We start from the raw sequence: 18548 nt of genomic DNA, 5'->3' as shown, positions 1-18548 counted from the left end.
TGCCCAGGGTTGCTCGATTGAAAAAGGAAACCCCCATGTCGAGCCAGATTGTGTCGTCGGGAAACCCGATGGACCTGAGATCGCGTGCAGCGCTGCGCTTGAACGGTCGTGGTGGCGCGAATGCAAGAGGCGCCAGTCCATCCGAAGCGCTGGTGGTGCTTTTCGAGCTGGCCTCCTCGCCCGCGACGGCGCCCGATGCGCTGGCCCTGCTGCACGAACTTCAGGTGCATCAGGTTGAGCTCGAGCTTCAGGGCGAAGAGCTGCTGGACTCGCGTGCCGAGCTGGAGGCGGCGCTGGCTCGCCAGACTGCGCTCTACGATTTCGCCCCGGTGGGGCACTTCACCTTGGGTGCCGGCACGCTGGTTTGCGAACTGAACCTCAAGGGCGCCCGCTGGTTGGGCTGCGAGCGCGAAGCCGTGCTGGGCCGGGCCCTGGACAGCTTCCTCGATCGGCGCAGCGCCGACAAGCTTCACGCCTTGCTGGCCAGGGTGGGCGAGGGTCGGCAAGGGGATGCCTGCGAGCTGAACCTGGCCTTGCCGGGTGGCAGGTCGCGTGCCGTTCATGCATGTGCCGCCCGGGACCTGGCCGGCGGGCGCTTCCTGGTCACGCTGGTCGAACTGGGCGAACGCCAGGTGTGATGCCCGAGCGCCGTATGTGCGGCACCGAACACGGGGTTTGAATCGCGGCGCCTATCTCGCGAAAGGCAGGGCGACCGGTTGTTGCCGGCCGCCTGTTTCATGCCTGGGGAGGCCCGCATGGTCATCGCATTGGGCGGCAGAGAAAACCATCTGCTGGCCGCCTTGCCGGAGGCAGAGTGGCAGCGTTGGCGGCCGCAGCTGGAAGCCGTTGAATTGCCGCTGGGGCTGGTGCTGTACGAGGCCGGCCTCGCGCTCAGCCACGTCTATTTCCCGACCACCGCGATCGTCTCGCTGCTGTTTGTGCTGGAGGACGGCGACACGGCCGAGATTGCGGTGGTCGGCAATGAAGGCCTTGTGGGCATTGCGCTTTTCATGGGCGGCGAAAGCACGCCCAGCCGCGCGGTGGTGCAGAGCGCCGGCCAGGGCTTCCGGCTCAGCGCCCAGGCCATCAAGGAGGCCTTCAACTGCAACGGCCCGATGATGCACCTGATGCTGCGCTACACCCAGGCGCTGATCACGCAGATGGCGCAGACGGCGGTCTGCAACCGCCACCATTCGCTGGACAAGCAGCTGTGCCGCTGGCTGCTGCTCAGCCTGGACCGGCTGCAGGGCAACGAGCTGGTGATGACGCAGGAGTTGATCGCCAACATGCTGGGCGTGCGCCGCGAGGGGGTCACCGAAGCGGCCTTGAAGCTGCAGGCCGCTGGGTTGATCCGCTACGCCCGCGGCCGCATCACCGTGACCGACCGGCCTGGCCTGGAACTGCGGACTTGCGAGTGCTATGCCGTGGTGAAGAAGGAATACGACAGGCTGCTGCCGGACTTGAAGGCGATTTGACGCGCACCCCAAGCCTGCTGGGGCCTTGGGTATTTGCCACCTGTGAAGTGGGCCACCGCACAGACCGTTTTCCACCGCGGCGTCAGGCTGGGCCGCATTGAATCATTCGGAGAATGGCCATGAACACAGGCAGTCAGTTGCATGGAGACGCGGTTTCCGGGGTGGACGAGATCCTCGGCGATGGCACGCATGTGCGGGTGCGCCCCATCCACCCCGATGACCTCGAACTGGAGCGCCGGTTCATCGAGGCGCTGTCGCCCGCTTCGCGCTACTTCAGGTTCATGGAGACGCTGCGCTCACCGAGCGACGCGCTGCTCAAGCAGATGACGGTCATCGATCCCGCCACCGATGCGGCCTACGTCGCGGTGGTGGGTGAGGGCGACCAGCAGCGCGAAGTCGGGGTGGCCCGCTTCAGTGCACGGGCCGACGGCCAGGACTGCGAGTTTGCGGTCACCGTGAGCGACGAGTGGCAGCAGAAGGGGCTGGGCAGCTTGCTGATGAAGCGCCTGATCGAGGTGGCACGTGCACGCGGCATCGGTGCCATGCATTCGAGCGACGCGGCCGACAACAGCCGCATGCGGCAGTTCGCCGACCACCTGCACTTCCAGCACAAGACCGACCCCGACGACCCGACCATGGTGCGCTACACGGTGGACCTGAAGGCGAACAGCCTGCCTGCTGCAGGGATGGCAGTGGCAGCGAAGGTGCTGCCATGAAATCGCTTTTGGCCAGAAGCGCGCTGGCGCTGGCGATCCTGGTTTCGCTGCCGTCGTGGGCAGAGGTTTCGGTGGCCATCAACATCGCGCCGCCGCCTTTGCCGCTCTATGCCCAGCCCCAGGTTCCGGGAGAGGGCTACATCTGGACGCCAGGCTACTGGAGCTGGCGCGCGACAGACGGCGACTACTACTGGGTGCCCGGCACCTGGGTGCTGGCACCGAACCCCGGTGAACTGTGGACGCCCGGCTACTGGGCCTTCCAGGGCCCGGGCTACTTCTGGCATGTCGGCTACTGGGGCCGGCGCGTCGGCTTTTATGGCGGCCTGAACTATGGCCATGGCTACACCGGCTCGGGCTACCAGGGCGGTCGCTGGGACCGTGGCGTGTTCCGCTACAACCGGGCCGCCAGCAACGTCAATGTGCGGGTGGTGCGCAACGTCTACAACACCGTGGTGATCAACAAGCAGGTCAACCACATCAGCTTCAATGGCGGCGAGGCGGGTGTCAACCGACGGCCGACCGTGAGCGAGCGCCGCTTCCAGGAGGCAGAACATCGCGCGCCGACGGCCGACCAGGTGCAACACGAGCGCACCGCGGTGTCCACGCCCGGCCAGAGGGCGACCGTCTCCCATGGCGCACCTCCCGTGGCGGCAACGCCAAAGCCATCCGGCTTCGAAGCCCCCGGTGTCGAGCATGCGAAGCCTGCACGCGCCGAGCCGCCCGCGCACCGGGCGCAGATGCCCGGCACCGCGCAACGGCCGGCGCCTGAACAGCATGCCGCGCCGCGAGCGGTACCCCAGCAAGCCCCGCGCACGGAGCAGCCGAAGGCAGAGCGGCCGGAGCGGGCAGAAAAGCCGGAGCGACCGGAGCGACCGGAGCGGGCAGAGAAGCCGGGGCGCGGAGAGCCCAATGGGCGTGGCGGCGAACAGGCGCCGGATGCGCCGCGCAAGGAGCGTTGATTTCGACCTGTGGCCTGGCACCGGGCGTGGTGTCGAAGGCGCTCAGGTGCCCTTGCCGCGGCCGGCGATGATCGCGTCGGCCACGTTCTTGGGCGCTTCGCTGTAGTGCTTGAACTCCATCGTGTAGGTGGCGCGGCCCTGCGACATCGAGCGCAGCGTGGTCGAGTAGCCGAACATTTCCGACAGCGGGACTTCGGCCTTGATGACCTTGCCGCCGCCAATCATGTCGTCCATGCCCTGCACCATGCCGCGGCGGCTGGACAGGTCGCCCATCACGTTGCCGGCGTAGTCCTCAGGCGTCTCAACTTCCACCGCCATCATCGGCTCCAGGATGACAGGCGAGGCCTTGCGCATGCCTTCCTTGAAACCCATGGACGCGGCCATCTTGAACGCGTTTTCGTTCGAGTCCACCTCGTGGTACGAACCGAAGGTCAGCGTGACCTTCACGTCCACCACAGGGAAGCCGGCCAGCACGCCATTGGGCAGCGTGTCGATCAGGCCTTTTTCCACCGCAGGGATGAACTCGCGCGGCACCACGCCACCCTTGATCGCGTCGACGAACTCGAAGCCCTTGCCGGGTGCCTGCGGCTCGACCGTCAGCACCACGTGGCCGTACTGCCCCTTGCCGCCGGACTGGCGCACGAACTTGCCTTCCACGTCGGAGACCGACTTGCGGATGGTTTCGCGGTAGGCCACCTGCGGCTTGCCCACATTGGCTTCCACGCCGAACTCGCGCTTCATGCGGTCGACGATGATTTCCAGGTGCAGCTCGCCCATGCCGGAAATGATGGTCTGGCCGGATTCTTCGTCGGTGCGCAGGCGGAATGACGGGTCTTCCCTGGCGAGCCGGCCCAGCGCAATGCCCATCTTCTCCTGGTCGGCCTTGGTCTTGGGCTCCACCGCCTGCGAGATCACGGGTTCGGGGAAGACCATCTTCTCCAGCGTGATGATGGCGTCCGGGTCGCACAGCGTCTCGCCGGTCGTCACGTCCTTCAGGCCCACGCAGGCGGCAATGTCCCCGGCCAGGATTTCCGAGATTTCCTCACGCTGGTTGGCATGCATCTGCAGGATGCGGCCAATGCGTTCCTTCTTGCCGCGGATCGGGTTGAACACCGAATCACCGGATTTCAGCACGCCGGAATACACGCGCACGAAAGTCAGCTGGCCCACGTACGGGTCCGTCATCAGCTTGAAGGCCAGCGCGGCAAACTTCTCGCCGTCGTCGGCCTTGCGGACCACGTCCTTGTCGTCCTCGTCATGGCCGGGCACCGGCGGGATGTCCAGCGGGGAGGGCATGAAGTCGATCACCGCGTCCAGCATGCGCTGCACGCCCTTGTTCTTGAATGCGGTGCCGCACAGCATGGGCTGGATCTCGCCGGCAATGGTGCGTGTGCGCAAGGCCTGCGTGATCTCTTCTTCGCTCAGGTCGCCGCTTCCCAGGTACTTGTCCATCAGCGCCTCGCTGCTTTCGGCCGCGACCTCCAGCATCTTCTCGCGCCATTCCTGGGCCAGCTCGGCCAGCTCGGCCGGAATTGCTTCGTAGCTGAACTTCATGCCCTGGGACACGTCGTCCCAGAGGATGGCCTTCATCTTGATCAGGTCCACCACGCCCTTGAAATCCTCTTCGGCGCCAATGGGGATGACGATTGGCACCGGGTTGGCCTTCAGCCGGTCGATCATCATCTGGCGCACGCGGAAGAAGTCGGCGCCCACGCGGTCCATCTTGTTGACGAAGGCCAGGCGCGGCACCCGGTACTTGTTGGCCTGGCGCCAGACGGTTTCGCTCTGCGGCTGCACGCCACCCACCGCGTCGTAAATCATCACCGCGCCGTCCAGCACGCGCATCGAGCGCTCGACCTCGATCGTGAAGTCCACGTGGCCGGGGGTGTCGATGATGTTGATGCGGTGCTCGGGCCGGGCCAGGTCCATGCCCTTCCAGAAGCAGGTCGTCGCGGCCGAGGTGATGGTGATGCCGCGTTCCTGCTCCTGCTCCATCCAGTCCATCGTGGCCGCGCCGTCGTGCACCTCGCCCAGCTTGTGGTTGATGCCGGTGTAGAACAGGATGCGCTCGGTGATGGTGGTCTTGCCGGCATCGATGTGCGCGGAGATGCCGATGTTGCGGTAACGCTCGATGGGGGTTTTGCGGCTCACGATGCGACCCTGGAAAGTTGGCCTATGAGAGGTGTCCCGGGTCTGGCGACCCGAAACGCTGGCTTCAGCCGTTTCGCGAGGAAAGGGCCGGGGCACCAGTATGCCGACAGATGGCGCATCGTGTCATGGCGCCTGCTGTCATGCGGTCATGCGGTCATGCGGTCATGCGGGCTGGCGGACCCGTGCGGGGCCGCGATGCCGATGAACCTGGGCTCAGCGGCGCGGGCGCGGGGCTGGCGAGGCCAGGCCCTGCTGCACCGTGCACAGGATGTCCAGCACCGTGCGGTCGCGCAAGGCATCCCGGTCGTACAGCGGATAACGCGCCACCCCCAAGGTGAGCAGCAGGTAACCCAGCATTTGCGCCACCAGCGCGTCGGTGCTGAGGCCCAGTGCTGCATCGCCGGGCGGTGTTGCCGCGCAGGCGGCCACGCGTTCGCGCGTCAGCAGCACCATGCCTGCGTAGACCGGCTGGTGTTCCATGTCCACCGCGTCCGCGCCGGAGGTCTGCACCAGGGACATGTAGATCATGCGGAACTGGTCCGGGCGCAGCTCCCAGAAGGCCAGGAAGCTGCGCACATGGGCTTCCAGCAGCTTCAGCGGCGTGCGCCGTCCCTTCTGCACCGACTGCAACTCGGCCAGCAGCGCCTCGAAGATCTCCAGCCACAGGCCTTCCAGCAAGGCCTGCTTGCTGGGGAAGTAGCTGTACAGCGCCATGGTCGAGAGCTTGAACTCCAGCGCCATGCGGCGCATCGACAGCGCGGCCAGGCCTTCGTCGCGGTAGATCAGGCGCGCTCGCTCCAGCAGCTCGCGCTTGAGCGTCGCCATCTCGTTCGGGCTGCGGCGCAGGCGGACGGTCGCTGGTTTGTTGCGCGGTGCCTTGGTGTTCATCGGGTTCCGGTTCCAGCCATCTTGGGTAGCCCGATACGGTAGTGCAGGTCGGTTCTAGGCCAAATGGGCGAGAACCCCTGTGCTTTTGTGGGGTTGTCACTAACGTACACGTACAACAATATCGATTAGCAGGCATGCTTGTCACCTTGCATGCCGGATCTGTCCATTTGTATTGAGACCCACTTCATGCAAGTTCTTCATCGCCTTTCCGTCGGAGCCAAGCTGGGCCTCGCCTTTGCCGCCGTGCTGCTGATCACCACCGCGCTGGGCGTGCTGGCCATCGTCCAGCTCGGCCGTGTCAACGACACCGCCAGCGACATGGCCGACGACTGGATGCCCTCGATGCGCGCCGCGCAGACCGCCAGCCTGGAAGTGGCCCGGCTGCGCACCCGCGAGTACCGCTTCCTGCTGGCCGAGGAGGCGCAGCGCCCGGCCGTCATCGAGCAGCTGAAGTCCTCCGCCGAGGCCGTCGAACTGCAGCTGGCCAACTACGCCAGGCTGGTGCAGTCCGAAGACGAACGCAGCCAGCTGACGCGCACGCAGGAAGACTGGGCCGCCTATCTGAACAGCGACCGTGCCATGCAGGACGCGATGGCCAAGGGCGACAAGGCTCTGGCCAGCGAACAGCTGCTCAAGCGAGGCGTGCCCAGTTATGACGCGCTGCTGGCCAGCCTGAACAAGCTGACCAAGCAGAACGCCGATGGCGCCGAGGCAGCCAACGACCTGAGCGACCGGATCTATGCCAACAGCCGCTGGATGGTCATCGGCATGACGGTCATCGCGGTGCTGCTGGGCGCGGGCCTGGCCTTTGTCATCACCCGCCGCATCACCCGCCCGCTGGCCGACGCAGTGCGTCTGGCCGAGGCGGTCGCCCAGGGCGACCTGACGCGCAGCCTGCGCGTGGTCGGCCACGACGAACTGGCCCAGCTGCAGGGCGCGCTGCTGCGCATGGTCGAGCGGCTGAAGTCCGTTGTGACCCAGGTGCGCAACGGCGTGGATTCCGTCTCCAGTGCTTCGTCGCAAATCGCCACCGGCAACCATGACCTGTCGGCCCGCACCGAGCAGACGGCCGCCAACCTGGAGGAAACCGCCTCCAGCATGGAGCAGCTGACCGGCACCGTGGGGCAGAGCGCCGATACCGCGCGCCTGGCCAACCAGCTGGCCAGCTCGGCGGCCGAGGCGGCCGCACGCGGTGGCGAGGTGGTGGGCGGCGTGGTGCAGCGCATGCAGCAGATCAGCGACTCGTCCCGCAAGATCGCCGACATCATCGGCGTGATCGACGGCATCGCGTTCCAGACCAACATCCTGGCGCTGAACGCGGCGGTGGAAGCGGCGCGTGCCGGTGAACAAGGCCGCGGCTTCGCGGTGGTGGCATCCGAGGTGCGCTCGCTTGCGCAACGCTCGGCCGAGGCGGCCAAGCAGATCAAGGGCTTGATCGTGAAGTCGACCGAGACCGTGGAGGCCGGCACGGCCGACGTGGCCCAGGCCGGCCAGGTCATGGACGAGATCGTGACGGGCGTGCGCCGCGTCACAGACCTGATGGCCGAGATCGCCGCGGCCGCTTCCGAGCAGCGCGACGGCATTGGCCAGGTCAACCAGGCAGTGGCCAACCTGGACCAGATGACGCAGCAGAACGCGGCGCTGGTGGAAGAGTCCACGGCCGCGTCTTCCTCGCTGCAGGAGCAGGCGCAGCGCCTGGCCGATGTGGTGGCGGTCTTCAACGTGGGCACGCCGGCCCGGGTTTGAGTGGCATTGAAGGCCTGCCGAGGGGCGGGTCAGGCGAAACAACAACAAGGTTCAACACGATGCGGTTCATCCGGTCAGTTTTCACGGCCCCTCTATTTTTCGGGGCTGCGGGGTGGGTGATGTGGGCCTGCATGGGCGCGGCCCATGCGCAGGCCGCACCGCCAGACCAGGCCCTGGTCGAGCAGGGCCGCAAGCTGGCAGTCGCTGCCGATTGCGCGGCCTGCCACACCACGCCCAAGGGCGGCGCGGCCTTCGCGGGTGGCTACCCCATTGCGTCGCCGCTGGGGACGATCTATGCGTCGAACATCACGCCGTCCAAGGCGGGCGGCATTGGCGACTACACGCTGGCCGACTTCCAGCGCGCGCTGCGCCAGGGCGTGCGCAAGGACGGCGCGCAGCTCTATCCCGCGATGCCGTACACCTCGTACACGCAGCTCAGCGACGCGGACACGCAGGCGCTGTATGCGTACTTCATGCACGGCGTGACCGCGGTCGACCAGAAGGCACCCGAGACCGAACTGCCGTTCCCGTTCAACCTGCGCCTCTCGATGGCCGCATGGAACAGCATGTTCCTGAAGGACGAGCGCTTCGTGCCCGACGCCTCCAAAAGTGCCGAGGTGAACCGCGGCGCCTACCTGGCTGGCGCGCTGGCGCACTGCAGCGCCTGCCACACGCCACGCAATGCCTTGATGGCCGAGCAGATTGGCAAGTCCTTCCTGGCCGGCGGCTCGGTCGGCCCCTGGTTCGCGCCCAACATCACGTCCGACGCCACCAGCGGCATCGGTGGCTGGAGCGAGGCCGAGCTGGTGCAGTACCTGAAGAGCGGCCGCGTGGACGGCAAGGCCCAGGCCGCCGGGCCGATGGCCGAGGCCATCGAGCACAGCCTGCAGCACCTGCCAGACGAGGACCTCAAGGCTATCGCGGTCTACCTGAAGCAGACGCCAGCGGTGAACGACGGCGAGGCCAGGCCGCGTTTTGCCCATGGCGAAGCGTCCAAGGCCGAGATCGACATGCGCGGCCTGACAAATGATGCCGACGCCGGCTGGCGCGTCTTCAGCGGCAGCTGCGCGCAGTGCCACCAGGTGGGCGGCGGCGGCAACGGCGTCTACCCCTCGCTGTTCCACAACACCGCCCTCGGTGCCGACCGGCCCGACAACCTGATCGCCACCATCCTGCAGGGCGTGGACCGCACGGTGGACGGCAAAGCCCACTTCATGCCGGCATTCGGCGACACGGCCTCCTACGCCGACCGCCTGAGCGACCAGCAGATTGCCGACCTGAGCAACTACCTGCTGAGCCACCACGGCAACGCCGCGGTGAAGGTCAGCGCCAGTGACGTGCAGACCTTGCGCGCCGGCGGCAAGCCGCCGCTGCTCGCGATGATCCGGCCGGCGATCCTGCCGGGCGGCGTGGTCGTGCTGTTGTTGTTGATCGTGCTGGTGGTTCGCCGCAGCCGTCGTGCCCGCTAGGAGACAAGCCATGAGCCACTCAAACCAGGACGGCTTCGAGCCCGTCCCGTTCCCCATTTCCCGCCGCGCACTGATCGGCGGCGCCGCCGTCGCAGGCGCTGCCTTCGCGCTGGGCGGCGCCGCCTTGCTGGGCACGACCAATGCCTTTGCCGCGGCCGCGGCTGGCGCGGACTTCCTGCGCCTGTCCGAATTCCTGACCGGCGGCAAGCCGCTGGAGCCGGGTCTCGCCACGCGCTACCAGGCTGCGCTGGCGCGCCATGACGCCAAGTTCAATGACTCCTCGGCTGCTTTGCAGCGCTATGTCGCCGAAGCCAAGGAAACCAGTGTCGACAGCCTGCTGGCCAGGCCGGACCTGGGCGAGCCGCTGCGCAAGACCATCACGCAAATCGTTTCGGCCTGGTACCTGGGCATCGTCGGCAATGACGCGGACGCCGAGCTGATCAGCTACGCGCAGGCCTTGATGTACCGGCCCACGCAAGACGTGCTGGTCATTCCCAGCTACGGCGGCGGCCCCGACTCCTGGGGCCAGAAGCCGGCCGGGGTGGTGGCACCAAGTACCGAGAAAGCAGCATGAGCAGCAACCAAGAATTTGATGCAGACCTGATCGTCATCGGGTCGGGCGTGATGGGCGGGCTGATCGCCAGCCGGCTGGCCAAGGCCGGCAAGTCGGTGATCATCCTGGAAGCCGGGCCGCGCGTGCGCCGGGCCGAGATCGTCGAGACCTTCCGCAATTCGCCGGTCAAGCTTTCACTGGCCAACACCAAGGCCCAGGGCGCCGGCTCGCCGTTCCCGAACCCGCCGCACATCCCGTCCACCTATGGCGACTACCTGCAGCAGACCGGCCCAGTGTCGTACCCGACCAAGTACCTGCGCGTGGTCGGCGGCACGACCTGGCATTTCGGCTCGGCGCTGTGGCGCATGATCCCCAACGACTTCAAGCTGAAGACGCTCTATGGCCGTGGCCGGGACTGGCCCATCGGCTACGACGAGCTGGAGCCGTATTACTGCGAGGCCGAGGCCGAACTCGGTGTGTCGGGCATCGACGGGCAGGACGAAAGCGGCCATGGCGGGCAGGCCTGGCCGCCACGCTCCAAGCCCTTTCCAATGAAGGGCCTGAACGAGCCGTATTTCATGACGCGCATGGCCGAGATGCTGGCGCCTGGCGGCTACAACCCGGTGATCGAGCCGCACGGCCGGGCCACGCGGCCTTACGGCAACCGCCCGGTCTGCGCCGGCAACAACAACTGCAACCCGGTCTGCCCCATCGGTGCCAAGTACGACGGCTCGATGCACATCGACGTGGCCGAACGCCACGGCGCCAGGCTGCTGGACAACGCCGTGGTCTACAAGATCGAGCACGGCGCGGACAACAAGATCACCGCCGTCAACTACAAGCAGCCCGACGGTACTTCGCATCGCCTCACGGCCCGCCACTTCGTGCTGGCGGCGTATGCCATCGAAGGCCCGAAGCTGCTGCTGATGTCGACCTCGGAGAAGTTCCCGAACGGCATTGCCAACTCGTCCGACCAGGTCGGCCGCAACCTGATGGGCCACACGGGCATCAGCGTCAACGCGATGATGAACGAGGACGTCTGGCCGGGCCAGGGGCCGACCGAGCTGCTGGTCTACCTCAACTACCGCGACGGCGAATTCCGCAAGGACATCCCAAGCTACAAGACCAAGTTCCGCAACACCGTGCCGACCTCGCAGATCGCCTCCGCGCTGCTGGCCAAGGGCGTGCTCGGCAGCAAGCTGGACGCCGAGATCCGCCGCCAGTCCGCGCGCTCGATCAACATCGCGGTGGACCTGGAAACCGAGGCCCAACCGCAGAACCGCATCGTGCCCAGCAAGAAGCGCTTCGACGGCATCGGCCTGCCGGTGCCGGAGATCTACTACAGCGTCAACGACTACTGGAATGCCGGGCGGGACTTCGCGGTCAAGGACCTGACGCGCATGACCAAGCTGCTGAACGCCGACGTGCTGAAGATGGACACCAGCCACCAGGACCGCCAGCACATCATGGGCACCACGCTGATGGGCGACGACCCGAAGGACTCGGTGGTGGACCGCGACTGCCGCACGCACGACCATCCGAACCTGTTCATCGCCGGCACCGGCGTGATGCCTTCGGCCTCCTGCATGAATCCGACGCTGACCGGCGCCGCGCTGAGCCTGCGCATCGCCGAAACCTTGCTCAAGGAGATCTGAGCCACGACGCGCTGCGGTCAATCGCCGCAGCGCCGCGCCTCAGGGCGGTCAGTCGTACTTCAGGTACTTGAAACGAGGATCGTCGGGCGTGCCTTGCAGCGCCGAGCCCTCCACGGCGCCCGGCTGCCACAGGACGACCTCCTCGATCTTCTTCGCGAGCTCGAAGTCCTTGTCGGTGATGCCCTTGGCGGCGTGGTTCATCAGCTTGACCGTGACGAAGGCATACGACACGGTGAGGTCCGGGTGATGCCAGGCTGCTTCCGCGAGGTGGCCCACCGTGTTCACCACCATCAAGGTGCCTTTCCAGCCGCTGGTCTTGAACTTGCGGCGAATCCAGCCGTCCTCAAAGGACCACTTCGGCAACTCTTCAGACAAGCGTGCCGTGATCTCTTCCGAGGTGTAGACCTCGTCTGCAGTCTGTTTGCGCCAGCTGGTCATGTCAGTCTCCCATGGAAAGAAGCAAGGGGACGCCGATGCTACCGCTCGTGGCGCCGCATGACACACTGTCCCTCTGGCGATACAGCGGGGCGGATCGGCGTCTGCCTTGCCCGGGTGGGTGGTCCCGGAGGGGCCAGGAACGGAGATTGCTCTTGGGTTGTCGCGCAGATGCCGTTTCACAGGGCGGCGCGTCACGACCATGGGCCATGCCGTTCTCGCCGTTCCGCCTCGGATGCACTTCGATCTCTCCAACACAGTCACGCTGCGGGCGCCGGGCCGACTGCACCTGGGTTTTCTGGATCCATCTGGCTCACTGGGACGCCGCTTCGGCAGCATCGGGATGGTCATCGACGGCTTCGAGACCGAGGTCGAACTCGGTGCCGCACTTGCCGATCGCATCACCGCCGACACGCCCGAAGGCGACACGCAGATGGCGCGCGCGAGCGCCTACCTTCATACGCTGCGCGAGCGCAGCGGCCGCCTCGAACCGCTGCACCTGAGGCTGCTGCGGGTGCTGCCGGCGCACGGCGGCTTCGGGTCCGGCACCCAACTCGCGTTGGCGATCGCACGTGCGTTCGCCCAGTGGCATCGGCTTGACGTGAGCACGCCGACGCTGGCGCACTGGCTCGGTCGCGGCCAGCGTTCCGGTATCGGCATCCACGGCTTCGATCAAGGAGGCCTGCTGGTCGACGGCGGGCCGACCGCGGATGCCCGGCCTGCCCCCTTGCTCTCGCGCATCGCGCTGCCCGGGGCCTGGCGCATCCTCGTCGTGCAGGATGAGCGCGAGCGCGGCCTGTCGGGTGGCGATGAGAAGGGCGCGATGGCCGGGCTCGCCGCCATGCCGGCCGCGCGTGCTGCCGAGATCTGCCACGAGGTGCTGATGCGCGTGCTGCCCGGTGCCGCCAGTGCCGAATTCGACATCTTCGCGCGCGGCGTTTCGCGCGTGCAGCAACTGCTCGGTGAACATTTCGCGCCGGCCCAGAACGGTAGTGCCTACACCAGCGCCGCGGTTGGGCGCTTGATGGATTGGGTTGGCGCAAGTGCGCATCGGGCCGCGATCGGCCAGAGTTCCTGGGGCCCGACCGGGTTTGCCATCGTCGAATCGCAGGCGCACGCCGAGTCGCTCGAACGTGCCGCGCGCTCGGCCAATCTGATAGAGCCCGGGCTGGTGCTGCGCATCGTCGCGCCGCGCAACCGTGGCGCCGAGATCACCGACCTTCGCGTGGCGCGGCGCGCGCGCTGAGCGAACGCCATCCCTTCCCCGCCTCATCAACGCCCACCGATTCAAGCCATGGAACGTCCCCGCATCCTCCACCTGTTCACGCCCGGGCATCAGGCCAGCCCGTTCGACGTCAACATGGCGGCCGATGCCGGCTACCAGATCATCACGCCTTACACCGACGTCGGCATTGACGGGGTCACCGCGCTGACGCAGGACGCGATCTTCTCGCGCGGCCCGAAAGGGGTGTCGCGCACCGGCATCTTCATCGGCGGGCGCGATGCACTGCTCGCAGCCGACATGCTCGAACGTGCGAAAAGCGCGATGTTCAATCCCTTTGTCGTGTCGCTGATGGCTGACCCGAGCGGGGCCTACACCACCGCCGCTGCGATGTTGGCGTGCGTCGAGGCGGCCATGCAGCGTCACCACGCGTTAGGCCTGAGCGGTCAAAACATCCTGGTGCTTGGCGGTACCGGGCCGGTCGGTCGCATCGCCGCCGTGCTCGCGGCGCAGGCCGGCGCCAGCGTGCGCGTGGCCAGCCACAGCGGCCTGGAGGTCGCACAAGCGGCAGCGCAAGAGACCGGCAAGCGCTTCGGCGTTGCGCTGCGCGGCGTGTCGGGGGCCGGTGCCCAGGCCGTGCGTGCGGAACTGGCCGAGGCGGACGTGGTGCTCGCCTGTGCGGCGGCCGGCGTGCAGGTCGTGTCGACCGAGGATCTTGTGTTCGCGAAACGCCTGAAGGTCGCGGCCGACGTGAACGCGGTGGCGCCGGAGGGCATTGCCGGCGTCGGCGTGATGGACGATGCCAAGCCTCTGGCGGGTGTCGAGGGCGCGGTGGGCATTGGCGCGCTGGCGGTCGGCAACGTCAAATACCAGACCCAGCATCGCCTGCTGATGAGCATGCACCAGGGCAAGAAGGCGGTGGTGCTGAGCTTTCCGGAAGCGTTTGCCGCCGCGCGCGAGTTCCTCGCCGAGCAGGCCGCGTCCGAGCCCACAGCCTGAGGCGATCGCCACCTGTGGCTGCGCTGCTGGCCGTCGCGGCCCTTTCTGCCCGCATGCTGGCCGAGGCGGCTGTGCTCGATGGTTATCAGGTCATCGCACTCGACTTGTTCGGCGACGCCGACACGCGGCGCGCCTCGCAGCGCTGGCAGCCGATTGGCGCAGCGGGTTCGCTGCAGATCGACGCGACACGCGTGCTCGATGCGCTGCAGGCGCTGGCGCGTAAGGGTGGAGACGAGGTCATCGGCTGGGTCCCCGGCAGCGGCTTCGAAGGGCAGCCCGAGCTGCTCGATGCCGGGGCGCAGTTGCTGCCGCTGATCGGCACGCCGGCCGAGGCGGTGCGCCGCGTGCGTGATCCCGGCTTGTTCTTCGATGTGCTCGAGGCGCACGGCATTGCGCACCCGCCGGTGCGGGCCGATGCCCCGGCCGATGCCGATGGATGGCTGCTGAAGGATGCGCGCGCCTGTGGCGGCTGGCACATCCGCCACGCGCACACGGCCCGCGACGGCGCATCGGTGAGCGCCTGGCACTACTTCCAGCGGGCAATGCCGGGTGTCCCGATGTCGGCGACCTTCATCGCCAACGGCGACCGGGCGAGCTTGCTGGGCCTCAACGAACTGATCGTGCGACCCTTCGGCGCGCACCCGCATGTGTATTGCGGCTGCGTCGGGCCGGTGGCCGTGCCTGCAGGCCTGGCGCAACGCATCGATGAGATGGTGCAGTTGCTCACGGCGGCGTTCGGCCTGCGCGGCTGGTGCAGCCTTGATTTCATCCGCGGCGGCGACGACGGCATCGGCGTGCTGGAGGTGAACCCTCGACCGCCGGCCAGCCTGTCGCTGTACGCGCAGCCTGGCCTGATCGACGCGCAACTGCGCGCCTGCCTGCAGGCCGAGTTGCCGCCGCCGGCGGCGTTTGCGCCTCGGCACATCGGCGGCAGCGAGATCGTCTATGCCCGACATCCGTTGACGATCGATGAACCTGGCGCGCAGTATCTTGCCGGCCGGCCCGATGTGCACGACCTGCCGCTCGCAGGCGCATGCTTCGATGCCGGCGACCCGATCTGCAGCTTGAGTGCGGCAGGTGGCACTGTCGAGTACGTCCGAGCCTTGCTTTTTGCAGCGCGCGATGCCGTGATGCACACCCTGGAGAAATCGTCATGACCGATGCCCGTCCACCGCTGGCGACCTCGTCGCTGAGCGTCAACGACCTGACACGTCCGCTGGTCGAACGACTGCTGGCCGGTGCCGACGCGCTCGAGCTGAGCGTGTCGCGCTTCGATGATGGCACCTGCATCGTCGATGCAGGGATCAAGGCCCGCGGCAGTGTCACGGCCGGGCTGCTGATCGGCGAGATCTGCATGGGCGGGCTCGGTCAGGTCGGCCTGCGCAGCGGTGCAGGCGAGGGTTGGCCGACCTGGATCGAGGTGCGCAGTTCGCAGCCCGTGCTCGCCTGCCTGGCCAGCCAGTACGCCGGCTGGAGCCTGGCGGCGAGCAAGGAGGAAACGGGCGGCAAGAAATTCTTCTCGCTCGGCTCCGGCCCTGCACGCGCACTCGCCGCCAAGGAGGCCTTGTTTGCCGAACTCGGGTACCGCGACCAGGCGGACACCGGCGTGCTCGTGCTGGAGGTCGATCGGCCGCCTCCCCAGGTCGTGATCGACAAGCTGCTGCGCGACTGCAAGCTGCAGGCCGACGCGTTGACCCTGATCCTGACCCCGACGACCAGCCTGGCGGGCACCACGCAGGTGGTTGCACGCGTGCTCGAGGTCGCGCTGCACAAGGCCCACGAACTCGGCTACGCGCTCGGCAACATCGTCGAAGGTGTCGCCACTGCGCCGCTGCCGGCGCCCAGCCCCGACGGCGTTGTCGCGATGGGACGCACCAATGATGCGATCCTGTACGGGGGCCGCGTCCACCTCAGCGTGCGCGGCGACGACGCCGCGGCGCGCCAGCTCGCGCTGCAACTGCCGTCGCGCAATTCGCGCGACTACGGGCGTTCGTTCGCCGACATTTTCAAAGAAGTCGAGTACGACTTCTACAAGATCGACGGCGCGCTGTTCGCACCGGCCGAGGTGTGGGTCAGCAACCTCGACAGCGGCAACACCTGGCATGCCGGCGCGTTGAACATGGCGCTGCTGCAAGGCCTGTGGCTGCAGGAGGCGTGATGAAGCAAACGCGGGCCGAGCGCCGGGCCGCTCCCAAGCCGGCCCGCATTCCCTCGGGGGATCGACCGATTTCCCCATCGGGCGAGGTGGCGCACTCGCGGGCCGAGCGCCGGGCCGCTCCCAAGCCGGCCGCTCGCTGGCGGCAACCGTCCACTGGACGCTTGCCGTCCCCGCTCGCCCCCTCGGGGGATAGCCCGATGTACCCATCGGGCGAGGGGCTCCACATCGCGATCATGACTGACGAGACGGGCTGGCACACGCGGCAGCTGCAGGCAGCGTTGCGTGCGCGCGGCGCGAGTGGGCGCTGCGTCGACCTGGCCGATTGCCACATTGACACGGCGCAGGCCTGGCACGGTCTGGTGATCCCCGGCTTTGGCCGCGACCTGCCCGATGCGGCGCTGGTGCGTGGCATCGCCGGCGGCAGCTTCGAGCAGGTCACGAAGCGGCTCGGCGTGCTGCATGCGCTGCGCGAACTCGGCGTGCCGGTCTACAACGACGCGCGGGCGATCGAGCGCAGCGTCGACAAGTCCATGACCAGCCTGCTGCTGCATGCGGCGGACATTCCGACCCCACCGACCTGGGCGACCGAGTCGCTGGCCCAGGCCCGGCGCATCGCAATGCGCGAGGGCGCGGCCGGCCACGCGCTGGTGCTCAAGCCGCTGTTCGGCTCGCAAGGCAAGGGCTTGCAGCTCGTCGGCGATGTCGCGGGCGTTCACCATCCGGTTCCCGAACTCGGCGAGGCCTACGGTTCGCTGGCCTACCTGCAGCGGTTTGTGCCGGCTGCGACCGATCCCGGGTTCGACTGGCGAGTCCTCGTGGTCGGCGCGCGTGCGGTCACTGCGATGCGTCGGGTGAGTGAGGGATGGATCCACAACGTTGCGCAAGGTGCGCGTTGCGAACCCGCCGAATTGACACCGGCGCTGGCCGCGCTGGCGGAACGCGCTGCGGCAGCGCTGGAGATGGACTACGCCGGGGTGGACATGATCCCTTGCGCCGGCGGCGGCATCCAGGTGCTGGAGGTCAATGGCGTGGCTGCATGGCAGGGGCTGCAGCGTGTGACCAGCTTCAACATCGCGCGAGCCATCGTTGACGACCTGCTGGACCGCAAGCTGGCGGCGGCGCGAGCGGGCGGCGTGGCGGGCGCGGGGCGGCGTGCGTGAATCCTCCGCCCACGCCCACGCCCACGCCCACGCCCACGGCAGCTCGCGCGACCGAGCGGGCCCAGGCCAGTTACCTCCGCGCCTGTGAGTTGGATGTTGCGGTCCGCAAACCCGGCAACGTGAGCCGACTGTCTGCAGGCCATGGCATGCAGGCGGCGCTGTTCAGCGCCAGCGCGCGGGCATCGGTCGGGCCGATGTTCCGGCCGGGCGCTCGCGTGGGTGATCGCATCGAGGCCGCGGTGGCCGCCAGCTGGGATGCAGCAGGCTGCAACACCAACCTCGGCATCGTGCTGCTGTGCGCACCCATTGCGCGCGCCGTGGAGTTGCATCCGCAGGCCGAAGACCCGGCCGCGCTGCGTGCGGCAATCGAAGAAGTGCTGGCCGATCTCGACCTGGCCGACGCCCGCGCCGCCTACCGCGCCATCGCCCAGGCCCATCCTGGCGGGCTGGGCTCTGCTGCGGCTCAGGACGTTCATGACGTGCCGAGCATGGGACTGCGCGCGGCGATGGCGCTGGCTGCCGATCGCGACAGCATCGCGCGGCAATACCGTGATGGGTATGTCGAGCTGTTTGAACTCGGTATTCCGACCGCGGCCCTCGCGCTGCCTGGCGGCGCTTTCACGCGAGACGGTCTGGCATCCCCGGCCGTCAGTGCAGCCGTCCAGCGCACCTACCTCGCGTTTCTGGCCACGCTGCCCGATTCACACATTGTGCGGAAACACGGCGCGGCGCTGGCACACACTGTCATGCGCTCGGCGCAGCACTGGCAAACCCGTGCATTGAACGGTGAGAACCTCGATGCCGATCCCGACTTCGTGGCCTGGGATCTCGAACTCAAGGCGGCCGGTCTGAACCCGGGGACCAGCGCCGATTTCACAGTGGCGGCGCTGTTCGTCGCGGGCCTGGTTGCGCCGGGGACAGCAGCGCGCTGACGGCGCGCTGCTGTCCCCGGCGCGGGAGCC

The 18548-nt window shown here is 67.6% G+C and carries 17 protein-coding genes; 14 read left to right on the top strand and 3 right to left on the bottom strand.

Annotation, left to right across the window (positions count from 1 at the left end):
- Positions 1–35 precede the first annotated feature (35 nt).
- From AC3WR5_RS03695 to AC3WR5_RS03680, 4 genes are all read left to right on the top strand, one after another.
- Complete coding sequence (locus AC3WR5_RS03695; protein ID WP_492481956.1) at positions 36–638, top strand: hypothetical protein; 603 nt, start codon at positions 36–38, stop codon at positions 636–638.
- Between the two features lie 117 nt (positions 639–755).
- On the top strand, positions 756–1475 hold the full coding sequence (locus AC3WR5_RS03690) for a Crp/Fnr family transcriptional regulator (RefSeq protein WP_492481954.1): 720 nt from the start codon (positions 756–758) through the stop codon (positions 1473–1475).
- A 119-nt stretch (positions 1476–1594) separates the two neighbouring features.
- Positions 1595–2191: a GNAT family N-acetyltransferase gene (locus AC3WR5_RS03685; protein WP_492481952.1), complete on the top strand. Its 597-nt coding sequence runs from the start codon at positions 1595–1597 to the stop codon at positions 2189–2191.
- Positions 2188–3150, top strand: coding sequence for a YXWGXW repeat-containing protein (locus AC3WR5_RS03680; protein ID WP_492481950.1), 963 nt, complete (start codon positions 2188–2190; stop codon positions 3148–3150). The genes AC3WR5_RS03685 and AC3WR5_RS03680 overlap by 4 nt, the downstream gene beginning before the upstream one ends.
- A gap of 42 nt (positions 3151–3192) precedes the next feature.
- Here AC3WR5_RS03680 and fusA read toward each other — a convergent pair whose 3' ends face one another.
- Both fusA and AC3WR5_RS03670 read right to left on the bottom strand, forming a co-directional pair.
- Positions 3193–5301 carry an elongation factor G gene (gene fusA, locus AC3WR5_RS03675; RefSeq protein ID WP_492481948.1) on the bottom strand — a complete coding sequence of 703 codons (2109 nt, stop codon included), beginning with the start codon at positions 5299–5301 and terminating at the stop codon, positions 3193–3195.
- Between the two features lie 213 nt (positions 5302–5514).
- Positions 5515–6189 (bottom strand): TetR/AcrR family transcriptional regulator, encoded by a 675-nt coding sequence (locus AC3WR5_RS03670; RefSeq protein ID WP_141287727.1) that lies wholly within the window; start codon positions 6187–6189, stop codon positions 5515–5517.
- 186 nt (positions 6190–6375) lie between these two features.
- Between AC3WR5_RS03670 and AC3WR5_RS03665 the strand changes: the two genes are divergently transcribed.
- The 4 genes from AC3WR5_RS03665 to AC3WR5_RS03650 all read left to right on the top strand — a co-directional run bounded on the left by AC3WR5_RS03665 (position 6376) and on the right by AC3WR5_RS03650 (position 11612).
- Positions 6376–7935: a methyl-accepting chemotaxis protein gene (locus AC3WR5_RS03665; RefSeq protein WP_492481946.1), complete on the top strand. Its 1560-nt coding sequence runs from the start codon at positions 6376–6378 to the stop codon at positions 7933–7935.
- 131 nt (positions 7936–8066) lie between these two features.
- Positions 8067–9404 (top strand): cytochrome c, encoded by a 1338-nt coding sequence (locus AC3WR5_RS03660; RefSeq protein WP_492481945.1) that lies wholly within the window; start codon positions 8067–8069, stop codon positions 9402–9404.
- Positions 9405–9414: 10 nt separating this feature from the next.
- Positions 9415–9978 carry a sugar dehydrogenase complex small subunit gene (locus tag AC3WR5_RS03655; protein WP_492481943.1) on the top strand — a complete coding sequence of 188 codons (564 nt, stop codon included), beginning with the start codon at positions 9415–9417 and terminating at the stop codon, positions 9976–9978.
- Positions 9975–11612 (top strand): GMC family oxidoreductase, encoded by a 1638-nt coding sequence (locus AC3WR5_RS03650; RefSeq protein WP_492481941.1) that lies wholly within the window; start codon positions 9975–9977, stop codon positions 11610–11612. Before AC3WR5_RS03655 ends, AC3WR5_RS03650 begins: the two co-directional genes overlap by 4 nt.
- A gap of 48 nt (positions 11613–11660) precedes the next feature.
- Here the strand turns inward: AC3WR5_RS03650 and AC3WR5_RS03645 are convergent, their stop codons facing one another.
- A complete protein-coding gene (locus AC3WR5_RS03645; RefSeq protein WP_141287722.1) occupies positions 11661–12050 on the bottom strand; it encodes a 4a-hydroxytetrahydrobiopterin dehydratase in 390 nt (129 codons plus the stop codon).
- A 232-nt stretch (positions 12051–12282) separates the two neighbouring features.
- On the opposite strand from AC3WR5_RS03645, the gene AC3WR5_RS03640 reads away from it, so the two are divergent.
- From AC3WR5_RS03640 to AC3WR5_RS03615, 6 genes are all read left to right on the top strand, one after another.
- Positions 12283–13293 (top strand): beta-ribofuranosylaminobenzene 5'-phosphate synthase family protein, encoded by a 1011-nt coding sequence (locus tag AC3WR5_RS03640; protein ID WP_492481938.1) that lies wholly within the window; start codon positions 12283–12285, stop codon positions 13291–13293.
- A 48-nt stretch (positions 13294–13341) separates the two neighbouring features.
- Complete coding sequence (locus tag AC3WR5_RS03635) at positions 13342–14268, top strand: NAD(P)-dependent methylenetetrahydromethanopterin dehydrogenase (protein ID WP_492481936.1); 927 nt, start codon at positions 13342–13344, stop codon at positions 14266–14268.
- Positions 14269–14282: 14 nt separating this feature from the next.
- Complete coding sequence (locus AC3WR5_RS03630; protein WP_492481935.1) at positions 14283–15425, top strand: ATP-grasp domain-containing protein; 1143 nt, start codon at positions 14283–14285, stop codon at positions 15423–15425.
- Positions 15422–16426 carry a methenyltetrahydromethanopterin cyclohydrolase gene (mch, locus tag AC3WR5_RS03625; RefSeq protein WP_492481933.1) on the top strand — a complete coding sequence of 335 codons (1005 nt, stop codon included), beginning with the start codon at positions 15422–15424 and terminating at the stop codon, positions 16424–16426. Before AC3WR5_RS03630 ends, mch begins: the two co-directional genes overlap by 4 nt.
- 197 nt (positions 16427–16623) lie before the next feature.
- Positions 16624–17586, top strand: a complete 963-nt coding sequence (locus AC3WR5_RS03620) for an ATP-grasp domain-containing protein (RefSeq protein WP_492481931.1) — start codon at positions 16624–16626, stop codon at positions 17584–17586.
- A gap of 89 nt (positions 17587–17675) precedes the next feature.
- The gene (locus tag AC3WR5_RS03615) at positions 17676–18518 is read left to right on the top strand and encodes a triphosphoribosyl-dephospho-CoA synthase (RefSeq protein ID WP_492481929.1); all 843 of its coding nucleotides are present in this window, start codon (positions 17676–17678) and stop codon (positions 18516–18518) included.
- Positions 18519–18548: the final 30 nt, after the last annotated feature.

Source organism: Ideonella sp. FW305-24 (genome assembly GCF_058788035.1).
Note: the sequence above shows the minus strand (reverse complement) of the source record. Positions and strands in the feature narration are given on the sequence as shown.